Origin of the sequence: Curtobacterium sp. SP.BCo, from assembly GCF_051903265.1 — a bacterium.
Lineage (GTDB): Bacteria > Actinomycetota > Actinomycetes > Actinomycetales > Microbacteriaceae > Curtobacterium.
The window spans coordinates 1900868-1917514 of record NZ_CP194337.1; the positions used below are offsets into that span (position 1 = coordinate 1900868).

Consider the following 16647-nt stretch of genomic DNA (forward strand, 5'->3'; position numbering starts at 1 on the left):
AGACGGGGGAGCACATGCAGATCGGCGGCGACGGGCACGTCCTCCTCAGCCCGAGCGACCTCTCCACCTGGGCAGCGTGCGAGTGGGCGTTCCTCCGACGTCTCGACGCCAAGCTCGGCCGCGGGGAACCCCTGTCCGAGGTCCACGACGACATGCTCGAGCGGACGGCCCGGCTCGGGGACCGGCACGAGCTGGACTACCTGGCGATCCTCAAGGAGACGCGGGACGTCGTCGAGTTCGACCGACCCGCACCGCCCGACTACGCGACCGCGGCAGAGGCCGCGCGAAGCGCGATGCGGAACGGCGCCGACGTCCTGTACCAACCGACGTTCCACGCCGCCTCGACCGACGACGAACCGGGGTTCATCGGCTTCGCGGACTTCATCCTCCGGAACGACCGCGGCGAGTACGAGGTCTACGACACGAAGCTCGCCCGGCACGCCAAGATCAGCGCCCTGCTCCAGCTCGCCGCCTACGCCGAGCAGATGCAGGCGCACGGCATCCCCACCGGCGAGCAGGTCCACCTCGTCCTCGGCGACCGCACGATCACCACGCACGACCTCGCCGACATCGCCCCGGTGTACCGGACGCAGCGGGCGGAACTACAGCGGGTGATCGCCGAGCGGATGGCGGCGAACGACGAGCTCGCGTGGGCCGACCCCCGGTACAGCAGCTGCGGCCGCTGCCCGATCTGCACGACCCAAGTAGAGGAGCACCGCGACCTGGTCCTGGTCGCCGGCATGCGCCTCGACCAGCGCACGAAGCTGATCCGTGCCGGGGTGCGGACGATCGACGACCTGGCGGACCGCACCGCGGCCGTGTCGGGCATGTCGCGGAGCACGCAGGATCGGCTGGTGCGGCAGGCGCGCCTCCAGACCGAGACGGAACGCGACCAGACCACCGAACCGCACTTCGAGGTCCTCGACGCCCGCGCGCTCGACGCGATCCCGGAACCGGACCCGGGCGACGTGTTCTTCGACTTCGAGGGAGACCCGCTGTACACCGAGGACGGCGTGCACTGGGGCATCGACTACCTGTTCGGGCTGGTGGACGACCGGGCCGAGTTCACGGCGTTCTGGGCGCACACGCTCCGCGACGAGCGACAGGCGCTGGTCGACTTCCTGGCGTGGGTGCAGCAGCGCCGGGAGCAGTACCCGGGCATGCACGTCTACCACTACGCGGCGTACGAGCGGACGCACCTGCTGTCCCTCGCGGCCCGGCACGGGGTGGGCGAGGACGCCGTCGACGACCTGCTGCGCGCCGGGGTGCTCGTCGACCTGTACCTGGTGGTGCGGAAGGCGCTGGTCGTCGGCAGCCACAGCTACTCGATCAAGAAGCTCGAGCCGTTGTACATGGGCGACGACCTGCGCGAGAGCGACGTGACGAACGCCGCGGACAGCATCACCGCCTACGTCGACGCGATCACCGAGATCCGCACGGGCGACGCGGCGCGCGGGCAGCACATGCTCGACGAGGTCGCCGACTACAACGCCTACGACTGCCGATCGACGCTCCGGCTCCGCGACTGGCTCCTGTCGTTGCGGACGCCGGCGCCCGCGACGGAGCCGTCCGAGCTGCTGCCGCCGATCCCCGTCGACCGCGAGCCGAACCTGGTGTACGTCGCGCTCGCCGCCGAGCTCGAGGACGTCGACGCCCGCGACCGCACCCCGGACCAGACCGCGTTGGCGCTCGCCGCGGCCGCGATCGACTACCACCGCCGCGAGGCGAAGACGTTCTGGCAGGACCACTTCGACCGGCTCCGGAACCCCGTCGACGACTGGGCCGACACCCGCGACGTGCTCGTCGTGGAGCGTGCGTCCGTCGAGCGGGACTGGGACACGCTGCCGCGTGCCCGCTCGCAGTCGCGGGAGATCCGGTTGTCGGGGACGCTCGCGCCCGGCTCGCGGCTCCGGCCTGGAGGCACGCCCCACCTCGTCTATGACGACCCGCTCCCGCCGTCGGTCGACTCCCCGGGCCCCGGGTCGAAGGGCGCGTCGTCCCGCGCGGTCGTGCTCGACGTGCGTGACGACGGCGATGCCGTCGAGGTCCTCGTGAAGGAGGGGCTGCCGGTCGGTGGTTCCCCGTTCGCAGACCTGCCGGTCGCGCTCGCGCCGGCGGCACCGCCCCGGGCGAAGCCCCAACCCGAGGCGATTGCTGCCTGGGGACAGGCGGTCCTCGACGAGCTGCCGGCGATGCTGCCCGACCCCGCGTTCGACCTGCTCCGCCGGGTCCCGCCGCGGGGAGCGATCGTGCCCGTGCAGGGCGACGACACGGTGTCCGCCGTGGTCGCGACCCTGCTCGGGCTCGACCGGTCGTACCTGGCGATCCAGGGGCCTCCCGGCACCGGCAAGACCTACGTCGGGTCGAACGTCGTCGCCCGGCTGGTCCGTGAGCACGGCTGGCGGGTCGGTGTCGTCGGGCAGTCGCACGCGACGTCGGAGAACTTCCTCGACGCAGTCGTGGCGGCCGGGGTGTCCGCCGACCGGGTCGTCAAGGTGCCGAAGTCGGGCGCGACCGAGGACGATCTCGAGGCCGCCGCGTGGACCCCGGTGAAGAACAACGCTGCGGTGGCGGCGTTCCTCGGCTCGTGCGCGGACACCGGTACCGGGGGAGTCGTCGGCGGGACCGCGTGGACGTTCGCCAACGAGACGACGATTGAGCGCGGTTCCCTCGACCTGCTCGTCGTGGACGAGGCCGGCCAGTTCTCCCTCGCCCCGACGATCGCATCGTCGGTCGCCGCCACCCGACTGCTGCTGCTCGGCGATCCGCAGCAGCTGCCGCAGGTGTCGCAGGGGTCGCACCCCGAACCCGTCGACCAGTCCGCGCTCGGCTGGCTGACCGGCGGGGCGCACGTGTTGCCGTCCGAGTTCGGGTACTTCCTGGCCCGGACCCGGCGCATGGAACCGGCGCTGACGGCCGCGGTGTCGGCGCTGTCCTACGACGGGCAGCTCGCGTCGATGGTGTCCGGACGACACCTCGACGACATCGAGCCCGGCGTGCACCCGGTGCCGGTCGTGCACGCGGGGAACACGACCGCGTCGCCGGAGGAGGCAGCGCGGGTCGTCGCACTCGTGCAGGACGTGGTCGGCACCCGGTGGGTGGACGGCGACGTCGAACGGCCGCTGACCGACGAGGACGTCATCGTCGTCGCGCCGTACAACGCGCAGGGTGCGGTGATCCGGGAGGCCCTCGACCGCGCGGGCTTCCGAGGCACACAGGTCGGCACGGTCGACCTGTTCCAAGGGCGCGAGGCCGTGGTGTCGATCGTGTCCCTGGCGGCGTCGAGTGCTGCCGACATCCCGCGCGGACTCGACTTCCTGCTGATGCCGAACCGGTTGAACGTGGCGCTGTCCCGGGCGAAGTGGGCGGCGTACCTCGTGCACTCGCCGGCACTGACCACGGGGTTGCCGCCGTCGATCGCCGGCCTCTCCCTGCTGTCCCGGTTCATCGAGCTCGTCCGGCCGGCGTAGCAGGGACGTCCACCCGACGTCAGCCACGAAGCGGGAAACCGCATCATTTCCACGCCCCCGGTCTGGGGTGCGCGTCGCCCTGGAAAAGAGCGATGCTCATCCAATAACCTGCGAACGTGGAAAGGGAACCTCGAATTGCAAGCTGACGGAGCGGCCTTCAGGACGAAGCTCATCGACCTGATCCGAGCGAGACACGCAGTCCTCCTGGTCGAGAGTCACGAGGCGGATCGCGTCACCGGTGAGATCGAACGTGTCGCACTCGCCAGTGAGCTGAAGCGGCGTCGGCGGGTCGTTCACCACACCCTCTCGAAGGGCCTCCACTCGTCGGGAGAGCACGGGAAGCCGCTTTCAGCTCAGGAAGGCCTCGTGACCGCAATGGACGCGGCCGAGCCGACCATCTTCGTGTTCCACGATCTGCATCACTTCCTCGGAGCGGGCGGACGTCCGGCGGAGCCCGGCGTCGTTCGAGCCGTGTTGGACGTCGCCGCTCGGTTCCGAACAGGGGACGTGCCGCACACACTCGTCATCGTGGCGCCCGCACTGACGCTCCCCGTTGACCTGGAAAAGGCCGTGACGGTCGTGGACCTCCCGCTCCCGGGGCCCGTCGAGATCGACGGTGTGCTGGAGGAGATCGTCGCCGCGAACCGGGACAGCATCACGGTCGCGTTGTCAGCGGAGGAGCGTCGCCGCCTGGTGCAGGCGGCACAAGGCCTCACGCTTGGAGAGGCGGAGAACGCCTTCGCCCGCGCAATCGCTTCGGACAAGGTGCTCGACGCGGATGACATCAAGCTCGTACTTGACGAGAAGCGGCAGACGATCAGGAAGTCCGGACTCCTCGAGTTCATTGCCCCTTCGCGGACGTTGGACGACGTCGGCGGGCTCGACAACTTGAAGCGTTGGCTCCTGAAGCGGAACGGAGCGTGGCTCGGTGAAGCCTCGGCGTGGGGAGTCCCCGCGCCGAAGGGTGTCCTCATCACCGGAGTTCCCGGATGTGGGAAGAGCCTGACGGCCACGTGCATCGCGAGCGCATGGGGGCTCCCGCTCCTGCGTCTGGACGTCGGGAAGATCTTCGCCGGGTTGGTGGGCTCCAGTGAGCAGAACATGAGGAAGGCGCTCAGCCTCGCAGAGGCGGTGTCGCCGTCGATCCTCTGGATCGACGAGATCGAGAAGGGCTTCGGCACCGGAGCTGGTGATTCGGGTACCAGCAGCCGAGTGCTCGGGACTTTCCTCACCTGGATGCAGGAGAAGGCGTCGAACGTCTTCGTGATCGCCACGGCCAACAAGATCGATGGCCTCCCGCCGGAGTTCCTCCGGAAGGGGCGCTTCGACGAGGTGTTCTTCGTCGACCTGCCCACGCGTTCCGAACGGGCGGACATCTGGAAGCTGCACATCGAGAATCGACTCCGCAGCGGGCCGAAGGCTGCCGGTGCGTTCGATCTGGACGCCGGCCAAGTCGACGAACTCGCGGCAGCGACCGACGGGTTCTCCGGCGCTGAGATCGCGGAAGCAGTGGTCTCCGCGTGTTTCGACGCTTTCGCTGATCGCCGTGCGGTCGTCCTCGCTGATTTTGCCCGCGCGGTCCGGAACACAGTTCCGTTGTCCGTGACGCAGGCAGAGCAGATCAGTGCTGTTCGCGATTGGGCAGCAACACGTGCGGTCGCAGCGACGCCACCGGAGAACGTGCCCCCGCTCTCTCCCGCTCTCCCCTCACAATCCCCTCCGTCGCAGCGTGGCGGCCGAACGATCGAGTTCTGACATGAGCCTTGAAGTCCTCCTCATTCCGCTCGGCATCGCCGCGTACGGCGCGTGGCGCGAAAGCCGGAGCACCGATCTGTGCGAGAAGTGTCAGACGACACGACTCACTGATCAGCGCCTGCTCGTCGAGGCGGTCGCCGCCTTGGGGGCAGTACACGTCGAAGAAGCCGAGGGTCGAGTGACCGGTGCTGTCGGTGCCAACACCTTCACGTTTCAGCGCGTGGGCGAGGTGTTCCTCGGGCGCATCGACGGCGCTGCAGACGACGTGACCACCGCGTTCCTTGCCCACCTCGAGGCGCGAGTGGGTTCGATCGTGCAGGCGCGGAACGTCGACCTCATCCGAGAGCGTGCTGCTCAGATGGGTCTGAACCTGGTGAGTGAAGTCGCTGCCGACGGCTCGGTGCAACTGGTGTTCGAGGAGAATCCCGCATGACGAAACGGATCATCGTGACCCTCGGCTCGGACGGCTCGATCTGGAGTCGCGCGGCGGGTATCCCGGGCCCGTCCTGTCTCGACGAGATGAGCACCCTGACATCCCTCGCACCGCACGCTGTCCTCCAGGAGTCGAGATTGACCGCAGAGTACGAACAACCAGCGATCGCGCCACTCATCGTCGTCGAGAATCTCGAGGATCGAGCATGAGGACTCCCGAGGAACGCCTCTGCTCGCGTTCGTGGCGCCTCCGGCACAGTTCTTGGATCCTGTGGTCGATACTGACCCTCGGTCTCGCGAACGCCGTGGGTTTCTGGATCGTCGCAACGAGGACGAGGCGCCGTACCTGGATCCTCTTCGCGGTGGGATGGACGATCATCGACGTCCTCGTCTGGGTCCTCTCCTCGGTTGTCGACACCGGCACGAAAGCCAACCCCTCCCACTCGCCCTCATCGACGGTGCTCGGTTTGTTCATCATGGCGAACTGGGCCGGAGGCATCGTGCACGCGTTCCTCCTCCGGAAGGGCTGGCTGCGATGGCGAGCACACCACGAGCCTGGGGCCTGGTACGCACAACCGGACGGGAGCAGCGCGCGTGATCCTCGTGACCAGGCACAGCTGTCCCGCGAGCAAGCCGAGTCCGTCCTCCGTCCGTTGGTCGTGGAATCTAACGTGCCTTCTGCACCGTCGGTCGTACCGCTGGGCGGCGCGTCAGCCGCCACGCCACAATCAAGCGCGTGGCAGCCCCCACAGGCCGTGGATGTGAACCGAGCGGGGGTCGAGGAGTTCCGCGCGCTGGGCCTCACCCTGCCCGACGCACAGCGGATCGTGCATGCTCGTCATCAGCTGGGTGGCTTCCGCTCGAAGGATCAGCTGATGACCGCCGCAGGCCTTCCCCCACACGTCTACCTGAACTTGCAGCACTTGCTCGTCACCACGCAGCCGGTGCCGGGTGGTGCACCGGACGGTGGGCTGGTGGCCGGGAACGAGCCGGGTCACGGAGCGGCTGCCGGTCGGCGGCTCGATCTGTGACGAACCTGCAGGTTGGCAGGCTCCTCTCCGGTACCACGGCTGAAGGGCCGGGGCGGCGAACCGCCGTATGGACACAGGGGTGCAGCATTCGGTGCGTTGGCTGCATCAACCCACACCTCTTCACGAAACGTGGCGGGCAATCGGTTCCGGTCAGCGCCGTGGTCGAAGCGGCGATCGATTCGGGGGACGAAGGGCTGACACTCCTCGGAGGGGAGCCCTTCGACCAGTCGACGGCCATCGCTGAGCTGTGCGCGATCGCACAGGACGCTGGACTCGGCGTCATAGCGTTCTCGGGGTACACCCATGCCGAGCTCGCAGGCCGGGCCGACCTCAGCGGAGTCGACCTCCTCGTCGACGGCCCGTACGTGAGAGAACGACCCGAGGGTCGTCGTCCGCTCGTCGGGTCCGAGAATCAGCGGTTCGTCCACCTCACAGACCGCTACGTCGGCCAGTTGCCGTGGTCGAACACGGTCGAGGTGCGGGTGGGGCCGGACGGTGCGATCAACCTTGCGGGCTTCCTGCGAGACGCTGATCTGGAGCGGTTCTCAGACGGGATAGGACGGCGTCGCCTGGGGCGCGGACGGGCAAGCTGAAGGGTCGGCCCGAGAGACCAACGAGCGGCGAGTGCGCTTTCCGAACACGCGTGTCCGGGGGTGCGGCTACTGTCCGAGCGAAGGTCCATCGTCGCCGAGGAGCCCCTTGTCACCACCGCAGTTGACCCGCCGCTCGCTGCTCGTCGGCGCGCTCGGAATCGCTGCCGCGTCCGGCCTGAGCGGCTGCGTGGCGAACAACGGTCCGCGGCCCAGCACCGCCGCTCCCGGGTCGAAGGCGGACATCGGCGAGGTGGAGGGGACGCTGCGCTTCGCGTTCTGGGGCGGCAGCGACGGCGAGACCGCCGGGTTTGCGAAGATCAAGAAGGACTTCGAGGCACGGCACCCGAAGGCGACGATCGAACTGCAGACCCTGCCGTACGACGGCTTCTTCTCGGGCATCGACCGGGGCATCCTGTCGCGCACGGCTCCGGACGTCTTCCGGGTCGACTACACGAGCATCGGCAAGTACACCTCGCACGGGGTGCTGCTCGACCTCACGCCGTACCTCAGCGCCGCGGAGTCGAGCGCGTTCCTGCCGGCGCTGTACGACGCGGTCCGGTTCGAGGGGCGGACCTACGGCGTGCCGCACCAGACGGACACGTCGGCGATCGCGTTCAGCAGGAAGGCGCTCGACGAGGCCGGCATCCGGTCGGTGCCGGACCGGCTCGACGACGCGTGGACGTGGGAGGAGTTCGCCTCGGTCGCGACGAAGCTCCGGAAGTCGCTGCCGGACGACAAGTACCCGTTCGCCTACGACTGGACCGCCGCCGGCGCCTACCGCTGGGCGAGCTTCCTCTACCAGGCGGGCGGTTCGCTCCTGACGCCCTCGCTCCGGCGCTCGGCGGTGGACGGCGATCCCGGACGCAAGGCGATGGCGTTCACGCAGCGGTTCTTCGACGAGCGGTGGGTGCCGGCGAACAACACGATCAAGACCACCGTGTACTCGGACAACTTCTTCCTGAACCAGACGGTGGCCATGACCTTCATCGGTGACTTCCTCGTGCCCGAGCTCGCCGACACGACCAACGGGTACCAGGGCGGCGAATGGGCGACGACCTACATGCCGCGGGACCGGGCGGCGGCGTCGGACCTCGGCGGCAACGCGGTGGTGGCGACCCGGGACACCGAGAACCCCGAACTGGCGGCGGCCTTCCTGAAGTTCCTGGTCGAGGCGGACCAGATGCGGGACTTCTGCCAGCTGGCGAACGAGCTCCCGACACGGAAGGACCTGGCGGACACCGCGCTCGACTACGCGGTCCGACCGGACGTGATGGGCGTGTTCACCCAGCAGGCGACCACGATCACGGAGACCGCTGTGCGGGAGACCGTGGTGCCGGGGTTCGCGTCGATCAACACGGCGCTGCAGGACCAGCTCGAGCTCGCGTTCCACGGCCGTGGGACGGACGCGTCGGTCCGGGCGATCGACGGCGCCGTGCAACAGGCGGTGTCCGCGTGACGGGCGCAACGGAACGGATCGGCGGCGCCACGGCGGTGGGAGCCGCGCGCCGCGGACCGAGGCGGACCGCCGGGGCGTTCCGCGCCTCCAGTGGGGCTGCCGCGACCGCCTTCCTGGTGCCGAACGTCGTCCTCATCGTGGTCTTCACGCTGCTGCCGCTGGTCTACGCACTGGTGATCAGCTTCCAGGACCTCGACTCGCTGGGCGGGACGAGCTGGGCCGGACTCGGCAACTACGCGCGCCTCGTCAGCGACCCCGTGTTCTGGCAGTCGGTGGCGAACACCGGGGTGTTCACGCTCTTCACGGTGCCGGTCGGCATGGCGATCGGGCTCGGGATCGCGGTGCTGCTGAACGGCGTCCTGCCGGGACGGACGGTCTTCCGGACGATCATCTTCCTGCCGCTCGTGGTGTCCGGTGTCGCCACGGGCGTCCTCGGCGCGTGGATGTTCGACCAGAACAACGGGTTCGTCGACGAGTTCCTGCGCAGCCTCGGCCTGCCGCAGGTGCAGTGGCAGTCGAGCGGCGGCTGGGCGATGACCGCGGTGATCCTGATGACGCTGTGGCAGCGGATCGGCTTCGACATGCTGATCTACCTCGCCGGTCTGCAGGGCGTCGACCCGTCGGTGCAGGAGGCGGCGACGACCGACGGAGCGACCGGGTGGCAGCGGTTCCGGCTGATCACCTTCCCGTTGCTCGGGCCGTCGACCTTCTTCCTGCTCGTGATGAACCTGATCTACTCGTTCCAGGTGTTCGACACGGTGTGGGCGATGACCCGGGGCGGGCCCGGCTACGGCACGACGACCGTGGTGTCCTACGCCTACCGGGTCGCGTTCGACGAGCACGGGCCGCAGCTCCTCGGGTACGGCGCAGCGGTCGGCATCGTGATCTACCTCGTCACGCTGCTCATCACCGGGATCCAGTGGCGGTTCAACGCCGGGCGGGACGAGGCGGACTGATGGCTGCGTCGAAGTCGCTCTGGTGGCGCCTCGCCGTGGCGCTCATCGTCACGATCGTGATGGCCTTCCCGCTGTACTGGATGCTCGTGACGGCGTTCTCCACGCGCGCCGACCTCTACTCGCCGGGGCTGCACCTGTGGCCGCAGCACCTGACGATCCAGAACTTCGTCCGGCCCTTCGCCGAGTTCCCCGTCTGGCGGTGGTTCGCGAACTCCCTGTTCGTCTCCGTCGTGGTCACGGTCATCACGGTGGTCTGCAACCTGCTCGCCGGCTACGCCTTCGCGAAGCTGCGGTTCCGCGGCCGGAACGCCCTGTTCCTCGTGCTGCTGTCGACGCTGATGATCCCGCCGCAGGCGATCATCGTGCCGCAGTTCTTCATCTCGATCGGGCTGCACCTGTACGGCGGACTGTGGGCCGTGATCCTGCCCGAGGCCGCGGCGATCTTCGGGGTGTTCCTGGCGCGGCAGTTCTTCCTGGCGGTGCCCGACGAGCTCATCGAGGCGGCACAGATCGACGGCGCCGGTCGGTTCCGCACGTTCGTCTCGGTGGTGCTGCCGCTCTGCCGACCGTTGCTCGCGGTGCTCGTCCTGCTGACGTTCATGGGGGAGTGGAACGCGTTCGGCTGGCCGCTGGTGGCGCTGTCCGGCAACCAGGACCTCTTCACCGTGCCGATCGGCATCGTCGGGACGCTGCAGGGGCAGTACACGTCGGACTACGGCGCGATCATGGCGGTCAACCTGCTGATGATCCTGCCGATCGTGGCTCTGTTCCTCGCGTTCCAGCGGTACTTCGTCGAGGGGCTGTCCCGGAGCGGCCTGCGGTGACGGCGTCCGCCTCCGTCGAGCGGCGTCCGACCGCGGAGGACGCCCGACGCTGGGTCGCCGAGGACTTCGGCGTGCACGCGGTCACGGTCGACGAGGTCACCGGCGGCACGGACAACTCCGCCGTGGTCTGGCGGCTCGTCGACGGGGACGGCGGTGCGTGGGCGGCGAAGTGGACGACGCGTCCCACCCGGACCGGCACCCGGCTGGTCGCGTCGATGGCAGGCGTCGGACTCGGGAGCACGCCGGCGGTGCGGCCGACCGAGGACGGGCGCCGACGGAGCCGACGGGCCGGCGGGAAGCTCGCACTCTCGCGGTGGTCCGACGGCGAGGACGCGGCGACCGTCGGGCTCGACCAGGACGGGTGGTGCGCCTACGGGCGGCTGCTCGCCGACGTGCACGCCCACACCTTCCCGCTCCCGCCGCGACGGCAGGGTGCACGCCGCGGCATCCGTCGGCGGCGACGCCGGTACCGAGCCGACATCCGCGCACTGGACGCCGCGGCGGCGACGTCGGACGCAGCACCGGTGCTGGAGCTCTGGCGCGACGCGCGGCCCCGCATCGAGCTCCTGGTGCGCGGGACACGGCTCGTCCCGGAAGCCCCCGCGGACCCGGTCCCGTGCCACGGTGACCCGCACCTCGGCAACGTGCTCGTCGAGCCCGGCGGGGTCCTGCGGCTGGTCGACTGGGACGAGGCGGTCGTCGGACCGCGCGAGATCGACCTGCACCTGGTCGAGTTCAGCGTCCTGTTCGCGCCCGCGTCCGCCGAGCAGCTCGCCGCCTTCCGCGAGGGCTACGGGCCCGCGGTCGTGGACGAACGGCGGCTCGTGCGGTTCGCCAGCGTCCGAGCGCTCGAGGACCTGACGTCGACCATGCAGGACGCGGTGCGGAGCGACGGTGCCGAGCACGCGGAAGCGCTCCGGGTGTTCACCGGGATCCTCGCGCCCACGGGATCGGCGTCCCTCGTCGAGGAGCGGCTGCGGCGGGCACTCGGCGACGCGCCACGGGACTGAGCGGCGACCGCTGGTCAGGACCGTCGGTCATCGGTCGCAACTGCTGGTCGCGACCGCTCGACGGTCAGCAGCGGTCGAGGACCCGGGCCATCGCGTCGCGTTCCGCTGGCACGACCCACAGGCGGTAGGTCGTCTTCACCGCCACCTGGTGCTCGATGTAGGTGCACCGGAACGCCTTGTCGGCGGGCAACCAGGTCGCGGCGTCGCCGGAGCGCTTCTGCGCGTTCGAGTGCCGGTCGACGGCGAACAGGTTGTCCGGGTCGTTCGCCAGTGCCTCCCGCTGTGCCTGGGACAGCTGCTGCGCCCCGGTCCGCCAGGCGTTCTCGAGCGCGACGACGTGGTCGATCTGCACGAGGGTCGACGTGGTGTTCCCGCGGACGAAGTCCACCGTCGCGCCGGTGTACGGGGACACGAGCGTCCCGGACGACACCGTGCAGGGCCCTGTCCGGGTGATCGCGGTGAGGTCGCGCGCGAGGACGTCGTTGCGGGTGTCGCACCCGTTCCGGTCGACGTCGAGCCACGCCGTGCCGAAGTCCGCGACCCGGTCGTACCCGGTCGCGGGTGCCGTGCCCCTGACGGGCAGGGCGGCGAGCTGCGCCCGCGCGGTCCGTGCGTCCTGCTGGTCGGTCGCCGTGCCGGTCACCGAGGCGGTCGGTTCCGACCCCGGCCTGGAGGCACGGGTCGTCTCCGGCGCGACCGGTGCCGTCGTGATGACGGGCGCGTCCGACCCCGCGGGTTCACTCGTGACGGCGGGTGCGGCCTCGGCATCGGGTGCGAGGAAGCCGGTGGTGTGGAGCGCGTAGGCCCCGACGGCGAGGCCGAGGACGACGAGGACGGACGTGAGGCTGGTGCGGGTGCGACGTCGGCGGGACGGCATGCTGCGGTGGAGCTCCTGGTGGTGCGGTGGTGCGGTCGTGCTGCCGTGTGACTGTACCGTCATCCGGGCGCTGCGGCCGTCGCTCCGAGCGGCTCCGACCCGACGGCGTAGACACGGATCATGACCGATTACGCGAACCCGTCCGTGCCCGTCACCGGGGGACCGATGCCGCTCCTGGGCTTCGGCACCTGGCAGATCGCCGACGCCGACGCCCCCGCCGCCGTCGGTGCGGCGCTCGAGGCCGGCTACCGGCACATCGACACCGCCACCGGTTACCGCAACCAGCGTGGTGTCGGGCGGGCGATCGCCGACTCGGGCCTCGCGCGCGACGACGTCTTCGTCACGACGAAGCTCCCGCCGGACAACGCCGACCGGGTGCGCGAGACGATCGAGGAGAGCCTCGACCAGCTCGGCCTCGACCACCTCGACCTGTGGCTGGTGCACTGGCCGCCGAACGGCGAGGCCCGCCCGGACGTCTGGGAGGAGGTCGTGCGCGCCCAGGCCGACGGGCTCACCCGCGCGGTCGGTGTGAGCAACTACTCGCTCGACCAGATCGACGAGCTCGTCTCGGCCACCGAGGTCACCCCGGCCGTGAACCAGGTCAAGTGGAGCCCGGTCGAGTTCGACGGCGAGATCGCGGACGGGCTCGCGGACCGCGGCGTCGTCCTGGAGGGCTACAGCCCGTTCAAGGCGAGCAACCTGCAGGACCCGACGCTCCTGTCCGTCGCCGAGGCGCACGACGCCGACAGTGCGCAGGTCATCGTCGCGTGGCACGTCGCACACGAGTTCGTCGTCATCCCGAAGTCGTCGAACCCGGAGCGCATCCGGTCGAACGCGGCCGGTGCCCGCATCGAGCTCACCGACGACGAGGTCGCGGCGATCGACGCGCTCGGGCGCTGACCGTCACGCCAGCAGCGAGCGGATGTCGTCGGCGGTCAGGTCGTCGGCGAACAGGGCGTCGTCGTCGATCATCGTGGCGAACAGCTCGGCCTTCTTCGCTGCGAGCGCGAGGACCTTCTCCTCGATGGTGTCCTCGGCGATGAACCGCTGCACGTTCACCGACCGGGTCTGGCCGATGCGGTGCGTCCGGTCGACGGCCTGGTTCTCGGCGGCGGGGTTCCACCACGGGTCGAGCACGAACACGGTGTCCGCCTCGGTCAGGGTCAGTCCGAAGCCGCCGGCCTTCAACGAGATGAGGAACGCCGGGGCGGTGCCGTTCCGGAACCGGTCGATGACCTCGGGGCGACGACGGGTGGAGCCGTCGAGGTACTCGTACCCGACGCCGCGCTCGTCGAGTGCCGTGGCGACCATGCGGAGGAACGACGTGAACTGGCTGAACACCAGCGCGCGTCGGCCCTCGGCGGCGAGCTGCTCGAGTTCGTCGAGCAGCAGGTCGAGCTTCGCCGACGGCACCGGCGCGACGGCATCGGTGGCGGCGTCGATGTCGGTGTCGGACGTGCCGGAGACCAGCGCCGGCGACAGCGCGAGCATCCGCAGCAGCGTCAACGACCGGAACACGATCATCCGGTTGCGGGCGAGGTCGTCGATGAGGTCGAGGACCTTCAGGCGTTCCCGGTTCAGCGTCGTCTCGTACAGCGTCCGGTGCGCCGGGTCGAGCGTGACCCGGACGACCTGCTCCTGCTTCGGCGGGAGGTCGGACGCGACGCTCTCCTTCGTCCGCCGGAGCATGAGCGGCCGGATCCGGCGTCGCAGTCGTTCGGTGAGCTCGCGGCGAGCGTCGCCGCGCAGGTCGGGCGAGGAGAGGGGCTTCACGTAGTCGTCCCCGAACCGGGACCAGGACGACAGCAGCCCGGGCGCGACGATGTGGAACAGCGCCCAGAGGTCCGTCAGGCCGTTCTCGAGCGGGGTGCCGGTGATGGCGAACTTCACGGGGGCGCGGAGTTCGGCGGCGACCCGGTGGGTCTGGGACTGCGGGTTCTTCACGAACTGCGCCTCGTCGAGCACGAGCGCCGACCAGGGCAGGTCGGTGTACGCCGTGGCGTCGAGCCGGAGGAGCGCGTAGGACGTCACGACCACGTCCGACGAGGCCGCCGCACGCGCCACCCGGGCCCGGTCCTTCAACGAGGTCGCGGTCACCGTGGTCACCCGCAGGTCCGGTGTGAACCGCGCCGCCTCGGACGCCCAATTGCCGACGACCGAGGTCGGCGCGACGACGAGGAACGGCGGCGCGTCCGGCGAGGATCCCCGTGCTGCCGCGATGGTCGTGAGGACCTGCAGCGTCTTGCCGAGCCCCATGTCGTCGGCGAGCACCCCGCCGATGCCGTGCGTCAGCAGGAACGACAGCCAGGCGTACCCGGCGTGCTGGTACGGCCGGAGCTCGGCGCGCACCGAGGTCGGCACCGCGACGGACTCCGGCGGTGTCGCCCCGAGCAACCCGGACGCGATCGTCTGCCAGCGTTCGTCGTGCGTGGTCTCGTCCGCGAGCTGGTCGAACTCCGACCAGATCCCCGCCTGCAGCGGCGTGACCGTCATCGGCTGGTCGGGCTCCCACTCGTCGAGGTCGCGCGCTTCCTCGATGAGCTCCTTCAACCGGTCGAACGCCGCATCCGCCAGGGACAGGTACGAGTTGTCGATGAGCTTCATGCGGCGGTCGCGTTTCGCGAGCGCCCGGAGCAGCGGCGTGAACGGCACCTGCTTCCCGTTCACGGTGACGAAGATGCCGAGGTCGAACCAGTCGTGCTTGTCCGACGGCATGGTGGTGACGGTGATGTGCGGCCGCCCACTGAGCCGCTCGTAGTCGACGCGTTCGCCCTGCACGACGGTGCGGACGCCGAGTCCGGGCAGCTCCGGCAGGAGCTCGGTCGCGAAGACGGCGACGTCGGCGCCGTCGATGGTCCCGTCCGCGAACCAGTCCAGTCCACCCCCGGGCCCGGGAGGAACGGCGCGGCTCGCGTCGTCGTCCGCCGCCCGCAGGGCGGTCAGGTCCGGTAGCGGACCGTGCAGCGCGACCGGGTCCTTCCGTCCGTCGACGTGCCAGCGCCACTGCAGGTGCACGCGGTCGTCCGTCCGCGGCGCACGGGCCGGCTCGAACGTCGCCGTCAGCACGAGCTCGGGCGGCGTGCGCTCGGGCAGCTCGATCGACCCGTCCGAACTGACGAGGCCGAGCGCACCGCGGAGCCGGGGCGACCAGTCCGCCAGGAACTCGTCGATCTCGTCGCCCGGCACCGTGATGCGGGCGCCCTCGACGAGCATGCGGCGCTGGTCCTCGGGCACGGGGCCGGGTGTGGGGGCGACCGTGACGTGGAACTCGGGGCTCTCACGGAACGCGTACACGCCGTGGTCGCCGATCATCCGCGCCGTGCCCTCGGCGACCGGACGGCCGTCGACCACCGCGCTCGCACCGATCACCAGTCCGTCATGCTGCCGTGCGGCGTCCAGCAGGACCCGGGCCTCCGCCCCGAGGACCGCACCGCCCTCGCGCTTCCCGGTGACGAACGCGATCCCGAGCTCCGGTGCCTGCGCGAGCAGCGGCCAGAGCAGCGGACTGCCGAAGTCGTCGAGGTGGACCCAGTCGGCCTCGCCCGGCAGGCCCGCGAGCTGCCCCGCGCGGTGCAGGGCGGCGAACTGCAGGAACCAGCCGTGCTGCTCGGGGCTGAGCCCGAGGCGGTTCATCGAGTAGGGGAGCGTGCCCCACGTGAGTTGGCCGCGCACCCAGTTGCCGGCGTCGCTGCGGGTCACCGGGCGGACGCCGAGCCGCACCGACCGCGACGCCGTCGGCAGGGCACGGCCGGCGGCCCTCGCCCGGGAGGCGAGGCGTGCGGAGACCGCGTCGCGCAACTCGAACTGCAGCCCCATCGGGGTGCCCTGCGGGGTAGCCACCTGCTCGTCGTCGCCGGCGAGGCGGGCGAGGTCGTGCCTCCAGTCCGAGGGCGGGGGAGCCGCTGCTGCCGGACGGGGGCCGGCCGCCGCGGCCAGGGCGCGCGCGTTGATGGTGAGGAGCGCCGCGGCGACGTGCTTGCACTCGCCGCCGAGCGGACAGTCGCAGGTGCTGCGGACGGGGCGGACGAACTCGCCGCGGGCGGGCGTCGTCTCGATCCGGAGCTCGTACGGGTCGTCCGCGGAGCCGGAGACCGCGGCGGTGACGGTGCCGTCGTCGTCGTGCCAGACGGCCTCGTCGACCAGGCCGGCGCGGACGAGGTCGCGCGCGCGGCCGAACGCCTGCGGCCCGACGAACCGGATGACGTCGACGGCGTCGATCATCGGGGCGGCTGGCACGGGACGA

Annotated in this window: 13 protein-coding genes; 11 read left to right on the plus strand and 2 right to left on the minus strand. The window is 70.4% G+C overall.

All coding sequences use genetic code 11. From position 1 onward, the window contains the following. Positions 1–14 precede the first annotated feature (14 nt). From ACRQ4B_RS09145 to ACRQ4B_RS09190, 10 genes are all read left to right on the plus strand, one after another. The gene (locus ACRQ4B_RS09145; RefSeq protein WP_439691124.1) at positions 15–3470 is read left to right on the plus strand and encodes a TM0106 family RecB-like putative nuclease; all 3456 of its coding nucleotides are present in this window, start codon (positions 15–17) and stop codon (positions 3468–3470) included. A gap of 135 nt (positions 3471–3605) precedes the next feature. Then, complete coding sequence (locus ACRQ4B_RS09150; RefSeq protein ID WP_439691125.1) at positions 3606–5225, plus strand: AAA family ATPase; 1620 nt, start codon at positions 3606–3608, stop codon at positions 5223–5225. A 1-nt stretch (position 5226) separates the two neighbouring features. Next, the gene (locus ACRQ4B_RS09155) at positions 5227–5658 is read left to right on the plus strand and encodes a hypothetical protein (protein WP_439691126.1); all 432 of its coding nucleotides are present in this window, start codon (positions 5227–5229) and stop codon (positions 5656–5658) included. Further along, the gene (locus ACRQ4B_RS09160) at positions 5655–5867 is read left to right on the plus strand and encodes a hypothetical protein (RefSeq protein ID WP_439691127.1); all 213 of its coding nucleotides are present in this window, start codon (positions 5655–5657) and stop codon (positions 5865–5867) included. The genes ACRQ4B_RS09155 and ACRQ4B_RS09160 overlap by 4 nt, the downstream gene beginning before the upstream one ends. 152 nt (positions 5868–6019) lie before the next feature. Continuing rightward, positions 6020–6688, plus strand: a complete 669-nt coding sequence (locus tag ACRQ4B_RS09165; RefSeq protein ID WP_439691128.1) for a ComEA family DNA-binding protein — start codon at positions 6020–6022, stop codon at positions 6686–6688. After that, positions 6685–7281, plus strand: a complete 597-nt coding sequence (locus ACRQ4B_RS09170; RefSeq protein ID WP_439691129.1) for a 4Fe-4S single cluster domain-containing protein — start codon at positions 6685–6687, stop codon at positions 7279–7281. Before ACRQ4B_RS09165 ends, ACRQ4B_RS09170 begins: the two co-directional genes overlap by 4 nt. 106 nt (positions 7282–7387) lie before the next feature. After that, entirely contained in the window at positions 7388–8737 is a 1350-nt protein-coding gene (locus ACRQ4B_RS09175; RefSeq protein ID WP_439691130.1) for an ABC transporter substrate-binding protein, read from the plus strand. After that, entirely contained in the window at positions 8734–9693 is a 960-nt protein-coding gene (locus ACRQ4B_RS09180; protein WP_439691131.1) for a carbohydrate ABC transporter permease, read from the plus strand. Before ACRQ4B_RS09175 ends, ACRQ4B_RS09180 begins: the two co-directional genes overlap by 4 nt. Beyond that, positions 9693–10517, plus strand: coding sequence for a carbohydrate ABC transporter permease (locus ACRQ4B_RS09185; RefSeq protein ID WP_439691132.1), 825 nt, complete (start codon positions 9693–9695; stop codon positions 10515–10517). Before ACRQ4B_RS09180 ends, ACRQ4B_RS09185 begins: the two co-directional genes overlap by 1 nt. Then, positions 10514–11527: a phosphotransferase family protein gene (locus ACRQ4B_RS09190; protein WP_439691133.1), complete on the plus strand. Its 1014-nt coding sequence runs from the start codon at positions 10514–10516 to the stop codon at positions 11525–11527. Before ACRQ4B_RS09185 ends, ACRQ4B_RS09190 begins: the two co-directional genes overlap by 4 nt. 64 nt (positions 11528–11591) lie before the next feature. Here the strand turns inward: ACRQ4B_RS09190 and ACRQ4B_RS09195 are convergent, their stop codons facing one another. Continuing rightward, entirely contained in the window at positions 11592–12467 is an 876-nt protein-coding gene (locus ACRQ4B_RS09195; RefSeq protein ID WP_439691134.1) for an HNH endonuclease family protein, read from the minus strand. 57 nt (positions 12468–12524) lie between these two features. Between ACRQ4B_RS09195 and ACRQ4B_RS09200 the strand changes: the two genes are divergently transcribed. Then, positions 12525–13304 (plus strand): aldo/keto reductase, encoded by a 780-nt coding sequence (locus tag ACRQ4B_RS09200; RefSeq protein WP_439691135.1) that lies wholly within the window; start codon positions 12525–12527, stop codon positions 13302–13304. Positions 13305–13307: 3 nt separating this feature from the next. Here the strand turns inward: ACRQ4B_RS09200 and ACRQ4B_RS09205 are convergent, their stop codons facing one another. After that, positions 13308–16640, minus strand: coding sequence for a DEAD/DEAH box helicase (locus ACRQ4B_RS09205; RefSeq protein ID WP_439691136.1), 3333 nt, complete (start codon positions 16638–16640; stop codon positions 13308–13310). Positions 16641–16647 lie beyond the last annotated feature (7 nt).